This is a genomic window from Corynebacterium nasorum, assembly GCF_022345765.1.
In the GTDB taxonomy this organism is placed as follows: Bacteria; Actinomycetota; Actinomycetes; order Mycobacteriales; family Mycobacteriaceae; genus Corynebacterium; species Corynebacterium kefirresidentii.
In genome coordinates this window covers 1-19,062 of the sequence record NZ_JAKRDR010000025.1, presented here as the reverse complement: position 1 = coordinate 19,062, position 19,062 = coordinate 1, and the positions used below count along the sequence as shown (strand labels likewise).

Sequence of the window (19,062 nt, the reverse complement as noted above, 5' to 3'; positions counted from 1 at the left end):
GGCTAACTGCCTCGCCTGCCACCACGCGCTCAACAGCAGCATCCTTAACATCCTTCGGAGTCCAACGCGTCACAACTACCTCCCGGTCGAAGTGGCGCATTCACCCCTTGACAGCACGGGGAGCTTCAGGACTTTCCTTTTGCAATACTTTGCTCTTAATTGACATGCCCACAACCCTACGCCCACCCCTACTGACCTCGCCTAACGAAAATAATCACCAATTTTGACAGGAAATGAGGGCACAAAAGCCAGCCACGCGTCCTGTTCGAGGAAGTGCGAGCGCGGCTGGCTTAACGTGGTGCTTAGTTAAGCTTTTCTGCGATGAGCTTATTGACCTGACCAGGATCGGCCTTACCCTGGGTGGCCTTCATGACCGCACCCACAATGGCACCGGTTACCTTCTTATTGCCGGCACGGTACTTCTCCACGATGTCCGGGTTAGCTGCCAGCGCATCATCCACGGCCTTTTCAATGGCTCCATCGTCGCGCACGACCTCCAAGCCGCGCTTTTCGACGACCTCATCGACGTCGCCTTCGCCCGCCAACACGCCATCTACCGCCTTACGCGCCAGCTTGGTAGTCAGCTTCCCTTCATTGACGAGCGCGATAACGCGCGCCACCTGCTGCGGGGTAATGGACAAACCTGCAAGGTCGGTTTCCTTCTCGTTGGCCTTGCCTGCTAGATAGGAAACCCACCAAGAGCGCGCCTCGTCCGGCTTCGCGCCGGCCTCAACGGTATCCACGATGAGGTCGAGTGCGCCGGCGTTGACCAAGTCGCGCATCTCTTCATCCTTGATGCCCCACTCTTCCTGAATGCGCGCACGGCGAACCCATGGCAGCTCCGGAAGGGTCTGGCGCAGTTCTTCTACCCACTCGCGTGGGGCGATGACCGGTGGAAGATCCGGGTCATTGAAGTAACGGTAATCCTCCGCGGTCTCCTTCGGACGCCCCTTGGAGGTAGTGCCGTCGGTCTCTTGGTAGTGGCGGGTTTCCTGATCGATGGTGCCGCCATCTTCAAGTACCTGTGCCTGGCGCTGCATCTCGAAGCGAACCGCCTGTTCCACAGAACGCAGGGAGTTGATGTTCTTGGTCTCGGTACGGGTGCCGAATTCTTCCTGCCCCACTGGGCGCAGAGACAGGTTGGAGTCCACACGCATCGAGCCCTGATCCATACGGGCATCGGAAACGCCTAGGGCTGCCACAAGCTCACGCAGAGCGGAAACATAGGCCTTAGCCACCTCCGGTGCACGCTCGCCGGCGCCGACGATCGGCTTGGTGACAATTTCAATGAGAGGAATGCCCGCACGGTTGCAATCCACCAAGGAAGCCGTAGCACCGTGAATACGGCCGTCCACGCCGCCCAAGTGGGTCAGCTTGCCGGTGTCTTCCTCCATGTGCGCGCGCTCAATTTCCACCCGCCACTCGGTGCCGTCCTCCAGAACTACGTCCAAGTAGCCGTCGTAGGCAATCGGCTCGTCATACTGGGAAATCTGGTAGTTCTTTGGCTGGTCCGGGTAAAAATAATTCTTGCGGGCAAAGCGAGAGGACTCGGCAATGGAGCAATTAAGCGCCAAGCCAATCTTGATGGCGCCCTCCACGCCCTTGGAATTTACTACCGGCAGCGCACCGGGCAGCCCCAGTGAGACCGGGTCAACGTTGGAGTTAGGCGCTGCGTTGAAGTTCGTAGGAGAGGTAGAAAACATCTTGGTTTCCGTATCCAGCTCTACGTGGACTTCCATGCCCATTACCGGCTCGAACTTTTCTAGGACCTCATCAAAGTCCATCAGGTCATACATCGCAGCAGTCATGCGTGCCATCTTAATACGTCCATGCACCCGCGCGCTCACGCCCCTAAGCTGAATATTATGACTACACCACATAGCGTTGATGCTCAGCTTATCGATGCCCCTTTGATCAACATCGCAGTCTTTCGCACTGCCCCCACGCCCGAGGAGGTAAGCGAGCGTTTGACCACCACTTTTGCCGATCGCTTGGGAGACATCACTCCGGGCAAGAATCCCGGTAGCCTCATGGCCGAGCTCGATGATTCATTCTTATTGCACTACCAAGCCATCGATACCCCTCCCACCCGCGATAGTTATGGTCTCCACCCCATTTTGAGCGCGGACGCACGCGGTCTCGATTCTGCCACCGCACAAATCCTCGTCTCCGTACTTCCCCGGGATGCAGAAGACAACCGTGCCAAGCAGTTTCGTGAGGCTCGCCGCGAGCACCTAGAGCTGCTCTCTAAAGCCACCGCTGTGGTAGCCGAACACCCAGAATGCCTCATCGTCCACAACCCCAGAGGCAACGTATCTATCGCTCCGAATACGTTCCTCGAGGCCGTTCGGGACAACCTTGCCCCGATGCACATTGCGCCAGTGTGGCTCACCCAAAAGGGAAACAAGATTCTGGGTTATACCGTGGGGCTAGTCCAAGCAGGTCACCCCGAAGTCCAGGCGGCCACCGAATCGATGGATCCCACCGATCTCTATTACAAGCTGGCTAATATCGCAGACCACGTTCTCCAAGGCGCCACCGTCAAGGACGGCGACACCTTAAGCTTCGAAGAAGGTCAGCCGCCCCTGACCGCACAGGAAGAACCCTGGTTTGTAGACGAGTCTCTTCCAGCGGTCACGATTGGTTTCTAGCTAGTTCTCTCCTTCCTACGGGAATCCACATAGCGGCAGATGGCAGCCAACACCGCACCGGAAAGGTTGTGCCACACGGAAAAGACGGCTCCTGGCAGAGCAGCCAATGGGTTCATATACGTCGATGCCAAGGAGGTGGCCAAGCCGGAGTTTTGCATGCCCACCTCGACGGCCATCGTGCGCCGAGCAGCGACTGGCTGCTTGGTTATCAATCCGGCTAGGTAGCCCAGACCGTAGCCACACCCGTTGTGGATAATCACGGCGGCAAAGACCAGCGCACCGGCGCTGGCGATGGTGTCGTGCGCTCCGCCCACCACGATGCACACGATGGCGGAAATCGCCGCAACCGAAATCCAAGGCAATGCCGAGTTAATCCTTGCCACCACCCGCGGCGCCAGCATGCCTATGAGGATGCCGGCGACGACAGGAATGAGCACCACCTTCACAATGGACCATGCCATAGACGAAGCGGAAACCGGCATATACTCCCCTGCCAGCCACAAGGTCAGCAACGGGGTAAACACCGGTGCCAATAGGGTGGAAATCGAGGTCATGGTCACCGACAGGGCTACATCGCCACGCGCTAAATAGGACACCACATTAGAGCTCGTTCCACCGGGAGCGCAGCCTACAAGAATGACCCCGGCCGCTACCGCTTCTGGGAGGTCCATGATTGCTACCACCGCCAATGCCACCATCGGCATGATGACAAACTGCGCAACTACTCCGATGAGCACGGGAAGCGGCCGGCGGGCCACCAAGGCAAAGTCCACCGGCTTGAGGGTAAGGCCTATACCAAACATGACAATGCCCAGCAGCGGGGTGACCTGCGGGGCAAAGGATGCCGCGGTATTCGGTGCAAAGTATCCAATCACGCCGCCGATAATCACGAGCACCGGAAAGCCTAGCGCTGCGATAAATGCTTGGCGGTCTTGAGCTGCGGAGGGCACAGTAGCCGCCGCCATCCGATTATCTGTCATGCTATCGATACTCATAGACAAAAGAGTACGCTCCCACCCAGTGGGAGCGCTATCCTAATATTCGAAATGTGCGTGGTCTCTACCCAAAGAGCGCTTGTGCATTGCGGTAACGCGATTCCGGCACTGTCTTAAGGGTTCCCACGGCCTCCTCCAACGGAACTAGATCAATATCCTCGCCATGGAGAGCTACACACATACCTGACTTGCCTTCATGGGTAGCACGGGCTGCGTGCACGCCGTATCGAGTTGCCAGAACGCGGTCATAGGCAGTCGGTGTACCGCCGCGCTGGATGTGTCCCAGCACCGTCGTTCGCACGTCATATCCAGTGCGCGCCTTGATCTCATCGCCAATAACCTGGCCAATACCGTTGAAAGTCTGGTGTCCGAATTGATCCACGCCGCCGGCTTCGAAGTCCATCGTCCCCTCCTTGGGGAGGGCGCCTTCTGCAACGCAAATAATGCCGTATTTTTCACCCATTTGGAAGCGGCGCTCCATCGCCTTGGTGATTTCTGCGATATCGAAGGGCTCCTCGGGCACCACCGTGTAATGCGCGCCACCAGCCATGCCCGCGTGCAAGGCAATCCACCCCACATGGCGGCCCATTACCTCCACAATCAGAATACGGTTATGAGATTCCGCGGTGGTATGTAAGCGGTCAATAGCATCGGTAGCTACAGATACTGCGGTATCAAAACCAAAGGTGTAGTCGGTGGCATTGACGTCGTTGTCAATGGTCTTTGGAACACCTACTACCGGCACCCCATTATCGGATAGCCACTTTGCCCCCTTGAGGGTGCCCTCGCCTCCGATGGCAATGAGGGCATCCACTTCGGCATCGGCCATATTGGATTTAATCTGATCAAGACCCGCCTTAAACTTATCCGGATGCAGGCGGCCAGTGCCTAGGATGGTGCCACCGCGCAACAAAATGCGGTCGATTTCTGCATCATCATAGAGGTCGCGGCGGCGGTCCTCCATCAGGCCCACCCAACCGTCTTCATAACCTACGACGGTATCTCCAAATTCATTGGATGCGGTACGCACAACCGCACGAATTACAGCATTGAGGCCGGGGCAATCGCCACCGGACGTTAAAACACCTAGACGCATACCTACCAATCTAGCGCGCTATTTTTAGCCCTGCAGAGTGTCCCGAAAGCAGAGAGCAGAAACCAAGCCCACCACCAGCGCAACCACGATGACAAGGAGCGAATTAATAAGTGCCACTGCTGGGTCACCTGTTTGCATAACGGCAGACACTAAGGCGACGCCCACTACGGAACCCACTTGGCGGGAGGTGTTATACACGCCAGAAGCAGCACCCATGAGGACCGGCGGCACATCGCGCAGGGTGGTCGCTGCGTTGGACCCCCAGATGAAAGACTGCCCCACACCAAGGCCTGCAAGGGGCAGCCCGAGCACCCACGGCAGGGCGTCTACATGCATCACCCACCATGCCGCAAGCAGCGAAAGAATAAGGATGGAAAATCCCACCACCCCAAGAATTCGAGGATTCACATAATCCGCCATAATTCCCGCGAGCGGAGATATCAGTAGAGAAACCAGAGCCATTGGCGCCACGATAATGCCAGCCTCGCCTGCTGGAATGCCCTGCATGGTCTGCAGCCACAACATGATGGGTAGCATCACTGCAGCCGCCATAAACCCCATGGCAATAATGCCCACCGAGCCGGCAAGGTAATTGCGGTCGCGAAAGAGCGTCAGCGGCACCAGCGGGCTCGCCCCGCGGGCATCGGCGGTAGCCTGCAATCGAATAAAACCTGCGCTAGCGATTGCTCCGGCGAGCAGAATAAGCCAAATGGTCCAGCCCCACCCCAGTACTGGTCCCTGTTGGATGCCAAAGACAATCGCCGCCAACGCGATCAGAGAAACAACGGCCGATGGCGCATCGATAGACTGCGCGGTAGTAGGCAACTCGGGCACCCACCACAGCGCCAGCACGATGGCCAGCACCACGAAAGGAATGTGTACCCAAAAGGCGGCCTGCCAACCGAAGTTTCCCACTAAGAAGCCTCCGGCGAGTGGACCGACAAGTGCTGCAATCGAGCCGATTACACCCCACACGCCCAACGCACGTCCACGGCGCTCGCGTGCGAAGATTCGGTTGATGACGGACATACTTTGCGGCATCTGGAGAGATGCCCCAACGCCTTGCACGGCACGCGCGGCAATGAGTACTTCTACTTGGGGAGCTATGGCACAAACCATCGCACCGACCCCGAAGATAGCCACGCCCAGACAAAACATCCGGCGTTGGCTCAAAACGTCGCCCAGACGGCCGGCGAAGAGCAACGGCACCACTGCAGCCAATAAATAGGACGCGGATACCCACATGGCCTGGTTTACACCCGCGTCTAGATCACGTTGCAGGTTCGGCAGCGCGACCGCCACCATGGATTGGTCCAGAAGAGACACAAAGAATCCCAGGGACAGTGCAAACATGGCGCGCCATGCTTGGCGCTCAGGCGGCAAGTGCGTCTCCACAGTCATAGCCATAAAGTCTAGCGGGGCCAGAAGTATCGGCCTAGACTGGCCGCATGTCCATGATTGATATCAAAAAGCCCCAAGACGTATCTACCGCCACTACTGTCACCCTCGGTCTTATCGGCGGGTGGGTGACCGCCCGCGAGACCGGAATCCGCCCGCTCGGCGGCGTTATCCTCGCCGCCGCTGGCGTGTGGGCAGGCCGCTCTTGGGCAAAGAAAACCACTCCGGCTACCACTGCTGGCCTGTGTGCACTCTACGTGGGCGCATTCGGCGCCTCCCACCCGTTGGCGAAGAAGATTGGCGCCTGGCCAGCCGTCCTTAGCGTGACCGCGGCCTCGGCGGGCGCAGCCTATGCGCTTTCCGACGCCAAGTAATCCCCCCACACACACAAAATGCGCACCATGCCCGAAGACATGGTGCGCATCTTTAGTTTTAGTGTGCTGCGAGTTTTTACTTGGCAACACTAAACTCGGCCGCAGCTTCCTCGCTGCCCAAGGCGACGGTGCCGCCAGGGAGGTTAAAGAAGGAAGGCTTGGACTCAAGGAGGCCGAGCAGGGCGTCGGAAAGCTGCTGCGTATGCTCATCGCACGCCGCGCGGGTGGAGTTAAACTCGCCGACGCTGATGGTGCCATCCGCAGCCACCTTGTAGGTGGTGGTGTAAGTATTGCAGCCATCATTCATCACCAAGGAGTGGTCCTTGGCAAATTCGACGCTAAACTTTCCTTCTTCCTTAATGGAGTGGAGAGTTCCAGTGATGGTCTGCCCCTCGATGTGAGGCTCCAGCTTCTCCGCGCCCTTCGGCAGCGGGGCAATAAGCCCAGAGTTGGTCGGCGCGGTCATGCTGAACCCCGGATCGATGGAGGGCACCTGCGCGGCATTGGCAACGCCCACGCCCATGAGTGCAGCGGCGGACAGCGAAAAAATTGCGGTCTTCTTGAAATGCATACCCGATAATTTTACCCCCGCCGAATACAAATTCAACGGGGGCAGATAAACCTTTATGGAATTGCCAGGGACCCCACAGGAAGTCGCTTATTTATTGCGGCCAGCTTCATAGGCAGCGCCGACCTTGTACAGGCGGTCATCTTGGAAGGCTGGCGCCATGATCTGCAGACCGGTGGGCAAATTGGTATCGCTTGCCATACCGGATGGCACAGACATGCCGCACAGGCCAGCCAGGTTCAGCGGCAGAGTGCACAGGTCAAAGTTGTACATTGCCATCGGATCCTCGGCCTTCTCCCCCAGCTTAAACGCGGTAGTCGGGGTGGTCGGGGAAACAATTACGTCAACCTGCTCGAAGGCGCGAGCAAAGTCCTGGGCAATGAGCGTACGCACGCGCTGCGCCTGCAGATAGTAGGCATCGTAGTAGCCCACGGACAGTGCATAAGTACCCAGCATGATGCGGCGCTTGACCTCTGGGCCAAAGCCTTCTGCACGAGACTGGGACATGACCTGCTCGGCAGAGTGGGAGCCGTCATCTCCCGCACGCAGGCCGTAGCGCATGCCATCGAAACGCGCCAGGTTAGAGGACACCTCGCACGGCATGATCAGGTAGTACGCTGCCAGGGCGTCGTCAAAGTGCGGGCAATCTACCTCGACAATCTCCGCACCCTGCTCGCGCAACTGCTCAACGGCGGCATGGTAGTTCTCCATCACGCCTTCCTGCCAGCCATCGCGCTCAAATTGCTTAATCAGGCCGACCTTGACTCCAGAGAGGTCCCCCGTAGCACCCTCGCGTGCAGCGGCGACAACCGGCGCTACCGGCTTATCAACGGAAGTAGCATCGAAAGCATCGTGGCCAGCGATGACCTCGTGCAGGAGCGCGGTATCGAGGACAGTGCGGCCGCACGGGCCCGCTTGGTCGAGGGACGAGGCAGCAGCGATAAGACCGTAGCGGGACACGGTGCCGTAGGTCGGCTTTACGCCAACGGTGTTGGTCAGTGCAGCTGGCTGGCGGATGGAACCACCGGTATCGGTACCGATGCCAAGCGGCGCCTGACCGGATGCAAGCGCAGCAGCGGTACCACCGCCGGAGCCGCCTGGGGTGCGCTCCGTGTCATAAGGGTTATGCGCTGGGCCAAAAGCAGAGTTCTCATTGGAAGAACCCATAGCAAACTCATCCAGGTTGGTCTTGCCCAGGATGGGGATTCCAGCCTCGCGCAGGCGCTTGGTCACGGTGGCGTCATAGGGAGAAACGTAGCCCTCCAGCATCTTGGAAGCGGCGGTTGTCGGCGCATCGGTGGTAACCAGCAGGTCCTTAAGCGCCAGCGGCACGCCGGCCAGACCAGAAGCAGGCTCTTCGCCGGCATCGAGTGCCTTATCCACGGCGTCGGCAGCCGCGAGGGCTTCTTCCGCACCCACATGCAGGAAGGAGTTGAGCTCCTCGTTGGTCTCTGCAATGCGGTCTAGGAATGCCTGGGTTACCTCGCGGGAAGTAATTTCACGGGCGTGAATCTTCTCCGCCAGCTCGGCAGCAGTCAGGGAGGTCAGGCCCTCCGCGGGAACGGTCAGGTTAGACATTTATTCTCCTCCCAGGATCTGTGGCACAACGAAGCGCTCTTCTTCTACGGCCGGTGCTTGGTCCAAGGCCTGTTCTGCAGTAAGGGTGCGCACAATAACGTCCTCGCGCATCGGGGCGTCCACGGAGTGCGGGTGGCTCATCGGCTCCACGCCCTCGGTATCAACGTTTCCCACCGCGGAAACCGAATCAACAATTTCATCAATCTGCGTTGCGAACTGGGCTAGCTCTTCCTCACTGAGGGCCAGGCGGGAAAGCTTGGCGAGGTGGGCTACCTCATCACGCGAAATCTCAGACACGCGAACTCCATCCTTTTTCTGCATAATTGACACGCGGGTGAAAAATATTCACCGTCAGCATGTACTATGTGAATTGCTAACGACCCATGGTACTGCACCGACCACGACGGTTGCCGCGTCACCCCAAATTTGCGTTGCTTGAAGCCCGCATTGTGACGCACGTATCATGTCTGGGACTACAAACTACCGAAAGCGTGCAAGACCATGTCCTTTTTGATCCGCGTACTGCTCCCCGATGCTCCTGGCAGCTTGGGCCAGCTTGCCGACGCCTTTGGACTCGTCGATGGCAATATCCAATCGGTCGATATCGTAGAAAACTTTCCCGATGGAACAGTCATGGATGACATTGTCATTGAGTTGCCGCAAGGCACCATGGCCGATGTCCTCATTACCGCCGCCTCCTCTGTCGAGGGCGTGGAGGTCGACTCCATCCGCCCATTCAGCGGCCGCGTAGACCGCCGCGGGCAAATCGAGCTCCTTGCACGAGTTGCCCATGCCACGAATGTCACTGCCGCTATGGAAGAGGTAGTAGCCGCGATCCCAAGGGCTCTAACCTCCACGTGGTGCATCGTCATCGACAATAACGAGCCCATCCACCGCGTAGCTTCTTCCAATGCCGCCCCCGAAGATGACGGCACCGTTCCTCACGATATCGAGGTGGAAAGCGCCCGCGTGCTCAGCCCCGAGCGTGATGAATGGATCCCGGAAAGTTGGTCCCTTCTCGATTCCGCCCTAGCCGCCGCCCCGCTCGGCGATACCGGCCTAGTTATAGCCATGGGCCGCACCGGCGGCCCTGACTACCTAGCTTCCGAGGTGGAGCACCTAGGTCACATCGGCACTATCTTGGGCAGCTTCCTCAAGTAGCCGGACCGATTTAGGCTTCACCTGTTTCTAGTAGCTGCTGGAATTCCGCTTCATTGAGAATCGGGATTTCCAGCTCACGGGCTTTATCCTCCTTCGAACCGGCGTTTTCGCCAGCCACGAGATAGGAGGTCTTCTTCGAGACCGAACCGGTAGCCTTTCCGCCACGAGAAACAATAGCTTCTTTCGCGGAATCACGGGTGAAGTTCTCCAAGCTGCCGGTCACCACGATGGTCAGACCCTCTAGAGTCTGCTCCTTGTGGTCTTCCACCGCTACCTCCATAGCCACCCCTGCGGCAGCCCATTTGTCCACGATAGTGCGGTGCCAGTCCACTTCGAACCAATCATGGAAAGATTGTGCGATGGTCATACCCACGCCATCGACTTCTGCCAGCTCCTCCGTTTTGGCTGCGCGTAGCTTTTCCATGGCTCCATAGCGGGAGGCCAGCGCCCGAGCGGCAATTGGCCCCACGTGACGAATAGACAGCGCGACCAGGACGCGCCAGAAGTCACGGCCTTTGACCTCATCCAGATTCTTTAACAAGTTCTGTCCGGCCGTATTGACCTTGACATTTCCTTCTTTTTTGGTGCGCTTGTCCTTTGTATCCTTCTTCGCCGTGTAGACGTCCGAGGCCAGGAGCTTTTCCTCGGTGAGCTCGAAAAGCTCTGATTCGTCGACGAGAATACCATTTTCAATTAAGTCCATTGCCCCCTTCTCGCCCAGGGCCTCAATGTCCAGTGCCTTGCGCGAGGCCAAATACTCCAAGCGCGCGGAAAGCTGTGCTGGGCACGATTGGGTATTGGGGCACCGCCAATCCGCGTCGCCGTCTTTTTGTGGGGCCAACTTCGTGCCGCATGCCGGGCAGTTCTCCGGGAATGCCCACTCATACTCGCTACCATCGCGCTGCTCGCGCACTGGTCCGAGCACCTCCGGGATAATCTCGCCCGCCTTGCGAATGATGACGGTATCCCCGATAAGCACACCCTTGCGCTTTACCTCGGACTGATTATGCAAGGTAGCCATGGACACTGTGGAACCGGAGACAAAGACCGGCTCCATAATGGCAAACGGGGTCACTCGCCCGGTACGCCCAACACCCACCTCAATGCCCTTAAGCTTTGTAGTCACCTCTTCCGGTGGATACTTATAGGCAATGGCCCAGCGCGGGGCGCGGGAAGTCGCACCCAGTGCGCGCTGCGAGCCCAAATCATCTACCTTGACGACGAGTCCATCCATCTCAAAGATGGCATCGTGGCGGTGTTCTGCCCAATGTGCCACCTCGTCCTGGACCTGCTCAGCCGAGTAAACCTGCTTGGTATATGGGGAAACGGGCAGCCCCCAAGCCGCAATTGCCTTATAAGCATCATGTTGGGAAGTGGGTGAAAATCCCTCGCGCGCGCCTAGCCCGTGACACACCATTTTCAGGCGGCGCTTTTTCACCTCGGCGCGATCCTTCATGCGCAGTCCACCTGCCGCGGCATTGCGCGGATTAGCAAACTTTTCCTTGCCATCGGCCGCGCGCTCCTCATTGATCTCTTCAAAATCCTCGGGGCGCATATAGACTTCGCCGCGAATCTCGATCAGCTCTGGGACCGGGTATTCATCTGTCCCCTTGAGCTCATGCGGAATGTCTTCAATCACGCGTGCATTAGCAGTGATGTCTTCGCCCACTGTGCCATCGCCACGGGTCGCGGCGGTAGTCAGGCGCCCATTGCGATAGACCAAATCGATAGACAAGCCATCAATCTTGAGCTCAGTCAGATAAGTCTTTGCTGGGGTTCTATCGAGCCAATCCTGCATCTCGCCAGCGCTAAAGACATTGTCCAAGCTCATCATGCGCTCAAGGTGTTCAATATCCTCACCGGCGCTCGGTGCAGCACCCACCTGCTGGGTAGGTGAATCAGGCACGGCAAGCTCAGGATGTTCTTCTTCGAGTGCAAGAAGGCGTTGGAAGAGGGCATCAAAGTCGGCGTCGGGAATAGCCGGCTCACCGTTGTAGTACAGGTTGCGGTGGCGGCGCACTTCCTGCGCAAGGTCATTCCATTCACGGTGCAGATCAACTGGATTAGTCACGCTGCTCAAGTGTAGCTATCCCTCGTGTCGGGGCTAGCTACTAAGGTATTGATCATGACTTTCGACGCCTCCCGCATGCTCGCCTTCGACCTTGAGACCACCTCGGCCAATCCCAAAGAAGCCCGCATCGTCACCTCTGCCTTAGTCCGCATTGATGGCCGCGATGTACAAAAGGTGGAGCACCTCGCCGATCCCGGAATCGAGATCCCGGAGGAAGCGACCAACGTGCATGGCATCACTACCGAAAAAGCCCGCGCCGAGGGCCGACCGCACGAAGAGGTTCTGAAAGATACGGTCGCGGCCATCAAGGCCGCCTGGGAGGATGGTCTAACGCTCATTGTCTACAACGCTGCTTTTGATCTCACCGTGCTGCGGAGCCTCACCGGCGATTTCACGGTCACTGGCCCGGTCTATGACCCCTATGTAATCGACCGCGTCAGCGATAAATGGCGCAAGGGCAAGCGCACCCTTGGCGCAGTGTGCGAGCACTACGGCGTCGAGTTGGGCAACGCCCACGAAGCTACTGCCGACGCCCTCGCAGCCGCCCGCGTCGCTTGGAAACAGGTACGCCAGCACTACCCCAACTTGGCGCAGATGGATGAAAACGAGCTCATGGAATTCCAGGCGGTCAAGTGGTACGAGGATCGGACTGCATTTAAGAAATACCTAGAGGGCAAGGGCCGCGATGCCTCGGATGTCTCGACTGCATGGCCCCTCATCGGATAAAGTCTCCCAAATCTCCTAGATCTCCAAGTACGGCTAAAAGTCTCCCAAATCTCCTAGATCTCCAAGTACGGCTAAAAGTCTCCCAAATCTCCGACAACAAGGGTTACACTAGCGTTATGGAAAATCCGTTCCGCCCTACATTCGGCGCTCCTCCCCTGTTCTGGGTCGGGCGCGGTATCGTGCTCGATAGCTTCCGAACTGCGCTCGATGGCTCGGCAGGCAATGCTTCCCGCTCCATGGTGCTCAGCGGTGCAAGGGGCATCGGCAAGACTGTTCTCATCAACGAGTTGGAGGACATCGCCGAGGCCCGAGGGTGGGTAACGCTACGCGCCTCAGGGCGCTCCACCATGGTCGAGGAACTGGTCAATACCACCATCCCCAGGCTGCTTGAACAACTCTCGCCGAGCGACAAGAAGAAGGTCAGCCGCATCGGCATCGGCGGCGTGGGATCAATCGGCTTCGACCATCAAAAGGAAGATCGCTTCACCCCCACGCTGAATACTCGCCTGCGTGAGCTTTCCACAGAGCTAAAAGGCACCGGAATCCTGCTTACCATCGACGAGGTGCAAGACGCCGATGTCGATGAACTCACCACCATCGCCGTGGCCTACCAAGACCTGGTGCGCGATGAAATTGATATCGCTTTGGTAGCCGCCGGCCTTCCCCAAGGGGTCAACCACCTATTGGATTTGCCCGGGGTGACGTTTCTGCGCCGGGCCCAGAAGTTCGTCTTAGGACCGCTGTCTCCGGCCAATTCGCAGCAGGCTCTAGAGCACACAGCGTCTGGCTCGGGGTTAGAGTTTAGCCCCGAGGCGACTAGGGACGCCGCAGCGCTTACGCGCGGCTACCCGTACCTCGTGCAATTGGTTGGCTCGCTGGCATGGGAGCGCAGTCGCCAGAACCAAGAAAGTGGCATTTCTCAGGAGACGATTGCCTCGATAGCTCCAGATGCGATTTCAATTATGGGCGCGCAGGTACACCAGCCTGCGACGTTGACCTTGCCACCGGCACAGCGGGAGTTTTTGGAAGCAATGGCCGCAGTGGAGCTAGACGGCGTGGCCACCATCGCCGACATAGCAGGACACATGGACCGCACTGTACGATCCTTGTCCGCCACTCGCCAGCGGCTTATCGACGCCGACCTGATCGAACCCACCGCACACGGCAAACTGCGCTACGTCATCCCTTATATGGGCGAATACTTCACCGCCACGGATAGCCGCGGGCGTGTCGATTAAAGATCGCCGGCGTCCCGGACGAGGATGTCGGCGGTCTCAGTGACAGAACGAAGCGAACTAGCCGAAGCCGCACTGGGAAAAACATCGAAGTGGTCGACCAATAGCTCGCGCGGCATACCTATGCGATCAAGGTGGGAAGCTAGGGCGATTGCTTCCTCCCTCGCATCTTTGCCGAGAATGCCCAAGCCGATGCGGTAGCCCGCACTGAGGTGCTCGCCCAATCCGTCATAGTGCTGTGGGGTGGAAAGCTGCTGGCGAAAGCGCGAATCAACCAAAAAAGTCTTCGCTGCGCGCGCCACCGACCAAATAGGCGCAGCATGCACATAGTCGACCTCAAACGCTAAAAGGCTTTCTAGGACGACTTCCTCTGGGACCGCTGGTATCGAGTCAAAATCAGTAGTCCCGGGAATCCGGCCAGCAATGATATCTGCCAGTAGCGGTTCATCGAGTTGTACGTGCACCTCGCCGTGGAAACGGCTTGCCACATCGTGGGCATGGGTGTGGAGGCCGTGTAAGAGGGCATCGGAAAGCTCTGCGAAAGCGCTAGAGTCAGTGAACACGCGGTGGCCATCGGAGAGCTCGATGCTCGCCGCCAAAGACCAGGGCCCCAAGGCTTGCACCTTAATGTGGGAAACCGTCTCGCCCCAGACCCCCTGAACCTCATCGAGGTCGCGTTCTAAGCGATCCCAGGTCCGCCGCGTCAAAAGCTGCGGACGCGCAGTCATGCGCCACGACCGCGGACCACGATCGATATTGATGGCTTCGAGCATGCTGGCCGTACGCCCAACCGCATCGGAGCCGAGTCCCCTATCAGGAAGCTGCGGGATAGCGGGAAGGTCAGTCTCACTGATTATGATGTCCGCCGCCTCCGCTACGGAAGTGCCGGGCATGGGGCCAAGTGCAAAGCCGGCCATCTAGGCCGTCCCGCAAATGGTGCCGGACCCGATAACGATATCGCCAAGCTCGTCTGGCGACGGCAAATACAGCACCGCCGCCTGGCCACGAGCCACGCCGGAAAGCGGTTCCTTAAGCTCAAGGCGCATCTCATCCGCATCGCGGTCGACGTGCGCGACACAAGGCACCACGGAACCATGCGCACGCACCTGAACCTCGCACTCGAAGTCCCCATCCATGGCTGGGTGAAGGTACTTCAGGCGGTCAGCTTGAATTGAGGTCACGGCCAAGTCCTCGCGGGCACCGACGGTCACCGTGCCCGTAGAAGCATCGATGTCGGTGACGTAGCGGGGACGGCCGTCGGCAGCCGGCGCCTTGATGTCTAGGCCCTTTCGCTGACCGATGGTGTAGTTCCATGCACCATCGTGCTCTTTAAGCTCCGTGCCCTCCTGATCCACGATCAGGCCAGGGCGAAGCCCGATGCGAGCGCCCAAAAATGCCTGAGTGTTGCCGTCGGGAATGAAGCAAATATCATAGGAATCCGGCTTCTTCGCGGTGGAAAAGCCATGCGCCGCGGCCTCTTCACGGATCTGCGGCTTAGGAGTATCGCCAATGGGGAAAAAGCAGTGCTCCAGCTCTTCGGCCGAGATGACGCCCAAGACATAAGACTGGTCCTTATTCTCATCCAAAGAACGGCGCATGTAGCCGTTTTCGTCAATGGTGGCATAGTGACCCGTCGCCACAGCATCGAAGCCGAGCGCCATGCCCTTTTGTAGCAGTGCCCGGAACTTAATCTTCTCGTTGCAGCGCAAGCAAGGATTAGGTGTCTCGCCGCGAGCATAGGAATCCACGAAGTCCGTGATGACTTCTTCTCTAAATTCCTCCGAAAAATCCCACACATAGAAGGGGATGCCCAACTTATCGCAGATGCGGCGAGCATCGGCTGAATCCTCCAGCGAGCAGCAACCGCGCGCTTTCTCTCTGGTTTGCTGCGCGTCCTTGTGCAGGGCGAGGTGAACGCCAATCACCTCATGGCCAGCTTCTACCGCCCGGGCGGCGGCAACAGATGAGTCCACGCCGCCGGACATGGCAACCAATACTCGCATCTCGCTCCCCAATTCACCTTGACTACAGGCCCGAAAGTCTACTCCCTAGCCCCAACGCGGTTTAAATCGAATCCATTCCCTAAGCTTGTGTCACATGGGAAGAAAGCGAGCCTCCACCGAACAAGGAATCACCGGCACCTACGAAATCTCGACCGGAACAGCCGAGGTTGTGGCGGATGAGTTCCGCGATGGAGCCTATATCCTCAACGTTAACGGCGTGCCGAGTAGCCACATCGTGCTGGGCGAGCCAGAAGAATTGGAGTTCGAATACATGCGCTGGATTGCAGCGGCCGTCGAACACCTCAATACTCGGCCAGCGAATAAGCTGCGTGTCACCCACCTAGGTGGCGCAGGCTGCTCCCTTCCACGCTATTTTGCCAGCAAGCTCCCGGGTAGCCGCCACACGGTGGTCGAACTCGACGCCAAACTGGGGGAATTGGTGCGTACGCTTTTCGACGTCCCCCGTTCCCCTACCGTGAAGATCCGCGCCGGCGAAGCACGCAAAGAAACCGAGGGGTTCCTGCCCGCCAGCCGTGACATCATCATCCGTGATGTATTTGCTGGCGATAAGACTCCGGCTAGCCTCACCACCGTGGAGTTCTTCCAGGCTGCAAAGCAGGCACTAGAGCCAGGTGGACTCTATATTGCCAATTGCGGAGACCATTCTGATCTGCAGCTAGCAAAAAGCGAACTGGCCGGACTAAGCAAGGTTTTTGACCACCTCGCGGTCATCGCGGACCCACCAATGCTTAAAGGCCGGCGCTACGGAAACATCATCCTTATAGCCTCGGATACAGAAATGCCAGCCGAGGGCTCCATTGAAGCCGCTCAGCTGGCTAAGGCACTCCTTGGCGGGGCGGTGCCTGCCCACTACAAGGACGAGGCGTGGACCCGCGCGTTTTTCGCTGGTGCTACTGCAGCACGCGATTAAGTAGCGTGGCTACTTGGCCCGCATCGAAATCGGGAACATCAGCGCCAGCCTTCTTGGCCGCGTTCTTAGCCTCCGAAACTTCGGACTCGGAGACATTGCCAGACTTAACGTTGTTCACGTGACCGGCATTGTCCAACAGGATTGCTAGGTCACTGACAGAGAAGTTCCCCTTTGCCATATCACCCAGATCTTCTACTGGGAGGGCATCCTTGTCCTGCAAGGTCTTCACGAAGCCTGCTAGGCCTTGCGCTGCTTGGGGGTCAAGGCCGGACTTTTCGGCGGCGTCGACAAGCTGTGGTATCGCAATCAGTCCTGCTGCGAGGGCTAGGATAGCGCCGATAAGCGGCGTGCTGTCCGAGCTTAGGTCAACGCCATCGCCCACCACGAGCTGTTCGAGCGCGCCGCCGACATCCACATAATTTCCATCGCTAAAGGACTGCAGCTGCTGCTTGGAACCATTAAAAAGGTTCATATCAACGTCGGTAGGAATTCCTGCCACTTTGCCGGAGCCAGAACGCTGCCAGAAGGATAGCTTCTTCCAGCCACCCACGGCCTCGGGCGCCTGATCCTGATAGGCCGCAAGCCACAACGGCATATCCGAGAACTTCTGGGAGTTATTCATCTGCCCCATCCAGAAGTACTTGTAGGTGTAGATCATGGGAGTGCGGCCGGTAAGGCGCTTGAGCTCACTGGTAAATTCTTCGATCCACTGCTCCAACTGGGCCGCGGATTTACCTTCATCCACCTCGATATCGAGTGCGGGAGGCAATGTCTGATCTGGCGCCAGCGCAATCTGCGCGGCAAAGTTCGCCGCTTGCGTTTTGGCGTCAGTCGATGGACGAGCGTAGTGATATGCGCCTGTCTTAAGGCCGGCAGCGTGGGCGGCCTGAACATCTTCGACGTAGTGCGGATTTACCCAATCCCCACCCTCAGTTGCTTTTACAAATGCAAAAGACTGACCGTCAGTACGTACCTTAGACCAATCGATGGGCGTGCCGCCCGGGTGCTGGTGTGCCGCAACGTCCACGCCCTTAGGGGCGCCAAAGCTCACCGCCTGGGCAACAGCGGTACCACTAATAGCTAGTGCAGCCACGGTAACTACCGCAGTAATACTCTTTCGGAGTGCCTTCTTTGAAGTCATGCGCGTGAGTCTAACAATGGTTTCACTCTATCAGCATCTTTAACACGCACCACTTGAGATAATTTTCTTTTCTTCTATTTCTGTCACCGTAGGCAATTTCACCATTTAGAACATATTTTTGCCCCCCTCTTGTGGCGGGCGCACCCACAGCGTAAGATAGACACCGTGAAGATTAGTTCAGCAGTTCTAATATTCGGGGGAAATAATTTTGGAAGCCTATTACATAGTCAATGATCCTAAAGATCCATTAGCAGTTAAAGCTACCGAAATCAGAAAGCAAGATTACCTTTTCTGGAAAGATGCCAAACCAGACTTAGAAGACGATTTCGACATTTCTTGCCATACCCTTGCCACCCGTACGGGATTGAGTGAGCGGCGCACGCGCGATATAACCATGGCGCTCTACCGGCTGGCTGAGTTACCTCTAACAATGACCCTGCAGGAAACCTACTACTTCCTGGATTTCTCTCGCCTCATTACTATCGACGCCGTACTTAGCAAGCTCGGTGATGTCCCTGCGGAAACCCTCGAGAGGATAGACCAAGAACTATCTCGTTATTTGACCCCCTCGAAGCCGGGACAGGTACTGCCCTCCAACACGAATTTACGGCGAAAACTCAATGGCCTCATTGCTATTGAAAACCCATCCACCGAAGAAAATAAAGAGGCTCCCACGAAGAATAACTCCTATTTCACCTACTCCAGCTTCGGTGGCAAAGCCGGGCTAGCAGTTGAATTTGACGAAACTACCCTTATAGCTATCGACGAACACATCAGCAAAGCCGCCGAGGAACATGGCCTTTCCAAGGCAGAAGCACTGGCCAAATTGATTCTGGGTGAAATTGAGTCTCGGACTAAGGTAGTTCTGCATATGTATCGCGCCCATGATCAGGAGTCTGCACCCGCGTTTATCCGGGGATTCGGATGGGTAAGCCCAGAGACCGCGGATAACCTGCGCCCCGCTCAGACGCGAGACATGGACTTAGCCAAAGAAATGGAAAGCGAAAGCTACGTCGTGCTGTCAAGGGGTGAATGCGCCACTTCGACCGGGAGGTAGTTGTGACGCGTTGGACTCCGAAGGATGTTAAGGATGCTGCTGTTGAGCGCGTGGTGGCAGGCGAGGCAGTTAGCCTG

The 19,062-nt window shown here is 57.7% G+C and carries 18 protein-coding genes; 7 read left to right on the top strand and 11 right to left on the bottom strand.

The genetic code is table 11. The annotated features are described in order from the left end of the window. Positions 1–302: 302 nt before the first annotated feature. Entirely contained in the window at positions 303–1,808 is a 1,506-nt protein-coding gene (gene gatB / locus MHK04_RS11665) for an Asp-tRNA(Asn)/Glu-tRNA(Gln) amidotransferase subunit GatB (RefSeq protein WP_234288100.1), read from the bottom strand. Between the two features lie 57 nt (positions 1,809–1,865). On the opposite strand from gatB, the gene MHK04_RS11660 reads away from it, so the two are divergent. Then, entirely contained in the window at positions 1,866–2,651 is a 786-nt protein-coding gene (locus MHK04_RS11660) for a DUF4261 domain-containing protein (RefSeq protein WP_239208887.1), read from the top strand. On the opposite strand, the gene MHK04_RS11655 is transcribed toward MHK04_RS11660, so the two are convergent. The 3 genes from MHK04_RS11655 to MHK04_RS11645 form a co-directional block, all read right to left on the bottom strand. Continuing rightward, positions 2,648–3,631 (bottom strand): bile acid:sodium symporter family protein, encoded by a 984-nt coding sequence (locus tag MHK04_RS11655; protein ID WP_411350912.1) that lies wholly within the window; start codon positions 3,629–3,631, stop codon positions 2,648–2,650. The genes MHK04_RS11660 and MHK04_RS11655 overlap by 4 nt on opposite strands. A 79-nt stretch (positions 3,632–3,710) precedes the next feature. Then, positions 3,711–4,742: an ATP-dependent 6-phosphofructokinase gene (locus tag MHK04_RS11650; RefSeq protein WP_023021719.1), complete on the bottom strand. Its 1,032-nt coding sequence runs from the start codon at positions 4,740–4,742 to the stop codon at positions 3,711–3,713. Between the two features lie 24 nt (positions 4,743–4,766). After that, positions 4,767–6,143 (bottom strand): MFS transporter, encoded by a 1,377-nt coding sequence (locus tag MHK04_RS11645; RefSeq protein WP_239208883.1) that lies wholly within the window; start codon positions 6,141–6,143, stop codon positions 4,767–4,769. 47 nt (positions 6,144–6,190) lie between these two features. On the opposite strand from MHK04_RS11645, the gene MHK04_RS11640 reads away from it, so the two are divergent. Continuing rightward, positions 6,191–6,514, top strand: a complete 324-nt coding sequence (locus MHK04_RS11640) for a hypothetical protein (RefSeq protein ID WP_005323344.1) — start codon at positions 6,191–6,193, stop codon at positions 6,512–6,514. Between the two features lie 76 nt (positions 6,515–6,590). Here MHK04_RS11640 and MHK04_RS11635 read toward each other — a convergent pair whose 3' ends face one another. The 3 genes from MHK04_RS11635 to gatC form a co-directional block, all read right to left on the bottom strand. Beyond that, positions 6,591–7,085, bottom strand: a complete 495-nt coding sequence (locus tag MHK04_RS11635) for an META domain-containing protein (protein WP_239208881.1) — start codon at positions 7,083–7,085, stop codon at positions 6,591–6,593. Between the two features lie 87 nt (positions 7,086–7,172). Then, positions 7,173–8,660: an Asp-tRNA(Asn)/Glu-tRNA(Gln) amidotransferase subunit GatA gene (gatA, locus tag MHK04_RS11630; RefSeq protein WP_239208879.1), complete on the bottom strand. Its 1,488-nt coding sequence runs from the start codon at positions 8,658–8,660 to the stop codon at positions 7,173–7,175. Next, the gene (gene gatC / locus MHK04_RS11625) at positions 8,661–8,957 is read right to left on the bottom strand and encodes an Asp-tRNA(Asn)/Glu-tRNA(Gln) amidotransferase subunit GatC (protein WP_034656449.1); all 297 of its coding nucleotides are present in this window, start codon (positions 8,955–8,957) and stop codon (positions 8,661–8,663) included. It abuts the gene before it with no gap. A 204-nt stretch (positions 8,958–9,161) separates the two neighbouring features. On the opposite strand from gatC, the gene MHK04_RS11620 reads away from it, so the two are divergent. Then, positions 9,162–9,821: an ACT domain-containing protein gene (locus tag MHK04_RS11620; protein WP_239208877.1), complete on the top strand. Its 660-nt coding sequence runs from the start codon at positions 9,162–9,164 to the stop codon at positions 9,819–9,821. A gap of 10 nt (positions 9,822–9,831) precedes the next feature. Here MHK04_RS11620 and ligA read toward each other — a convergent pair whose 3' ends face one another. Continuing rightward, a complete protein-coding gene (gene ligA / locus MHK04_RS11615) occupies positions 9,832–11,901 on the bottom strand; it encodes an NAD-dependent DNA ligase LigA (protein WP_275434463.1) in 2,070 nt (689 codons plus the stop codon). Between the two features lie 45 nt (positions 11,902–11,946). On the opposite strand from ligA, the gene MHK04_RS11610 reads away from it, so the two are divergent. Both MHK04_RS11610 and MHK04_RS11605 read left to right on the top strand, forming a co-directional pair. After that, positions 11,947–12,618, top strand: coding sequence for a 3'-5' exonuclease (locus tag MHK04_RS11610; RefSeq protein WP_200287671.1), 672 nt, complete (start codon positions 11,947–11,949; stop codon positions 12,616–12,618). Between the two features lie 116 nt (positions 12,619–12,734). Then, positions 12,735–13,856 carry an ATP-binding protein gene (locus MHK04_RS11605; RefSeq protein ID WP_023021728.1) on the top strand — a complete coding sequence of 374 codons (1,122 nt, stop codon included), beginning with the start codon at positions 12,735–12,737 and terminating at the stop codon, positions 13,854–13,856. Here the strand turns inward: MHK04_RS11605 and MHK04_RS11600 are convergent. Continuing rightward, complete coding sequence (locus MHK04_RS11600; RefSeq protein ID WP_396127274.1) at positions 13,853–14,746, bottom strand: uroporphyrinogen decarboxylase/cobalamine-independent methonine synthase family protein; 894 nt, start codon at positions 14,744–14,746, stop codon at positions 13,853–13,855. The two genes, MHK04_RS11605 and MHK04_RS11600, sit on opposite strands and share 4 nt — an antisense overlap. A gap of 24 nt (positions 14,747–14,770) precedes the next feature. Then, positions 14,771–15,856: a tRNA 2-thiouridine(34) synthase MnmA gene (gene mnmA, locus MHK04_RS11595; protein ID WP_023021730.1), complete on the bottom strand. Its 1,086-nt coding sequence runs from the start codon at positions 15,854–15,856 to the stop codon at positions 14,771–14,773. 94 nt (positions 15,857–15,950) lie between these two features. Here mnmA and MHK04_RS11590 point away from each other — a divergent pair, with 94 nt between their 5' ends. Continuing rightward, on the top strand, positions 15,951–16,787 hold the full coding sequence (locus MHK04_RS11590; RefSeq protein ID WP_239205686.1) for a spermidine synthase: 837 nt from the start codon (positions 15,951–15,953) through the stop codon (positions 16,785–16,787). Here MHK04_RS11590 and MHK04_RS11585 read toward each other — a convergent pair. Next, complete coding sequence (locus tag MHK04_RS11585; protein WP_023021732.1) at positions 16,768–17,928, bottom strand: glycoside hydrolase family 25 protein; 1,161 nt, start codon at positions 17,926–17,928, stop codon at positions 16,768–16,770. The two genes, MHK04_RS11590 and MHK04_RS11585, sit on opposite strands and share 20 nt — an antisense overlap. A gap of 208 nt (positions 17,929–18,136) precedes the next feature. On the opposite strand from MHK04_RS11585, the gene MHK04_RS11580 reads away from it, so the two are divergent. Beyond that, positions 18,137–18,985 carry an HNH endonuclease gene (locus tag MHK04_RS11580; protein ID WP_239208871.1) on the top strand — a complete coding sequence of 283 codons (849 nt, stop codon included), beginning with the start codon at positions 18,137–18,139 and terminating at the stop codon, positions 18,983–18,985. Positions 18,986–19,062 lie beyond the last annotated feature (77 nt).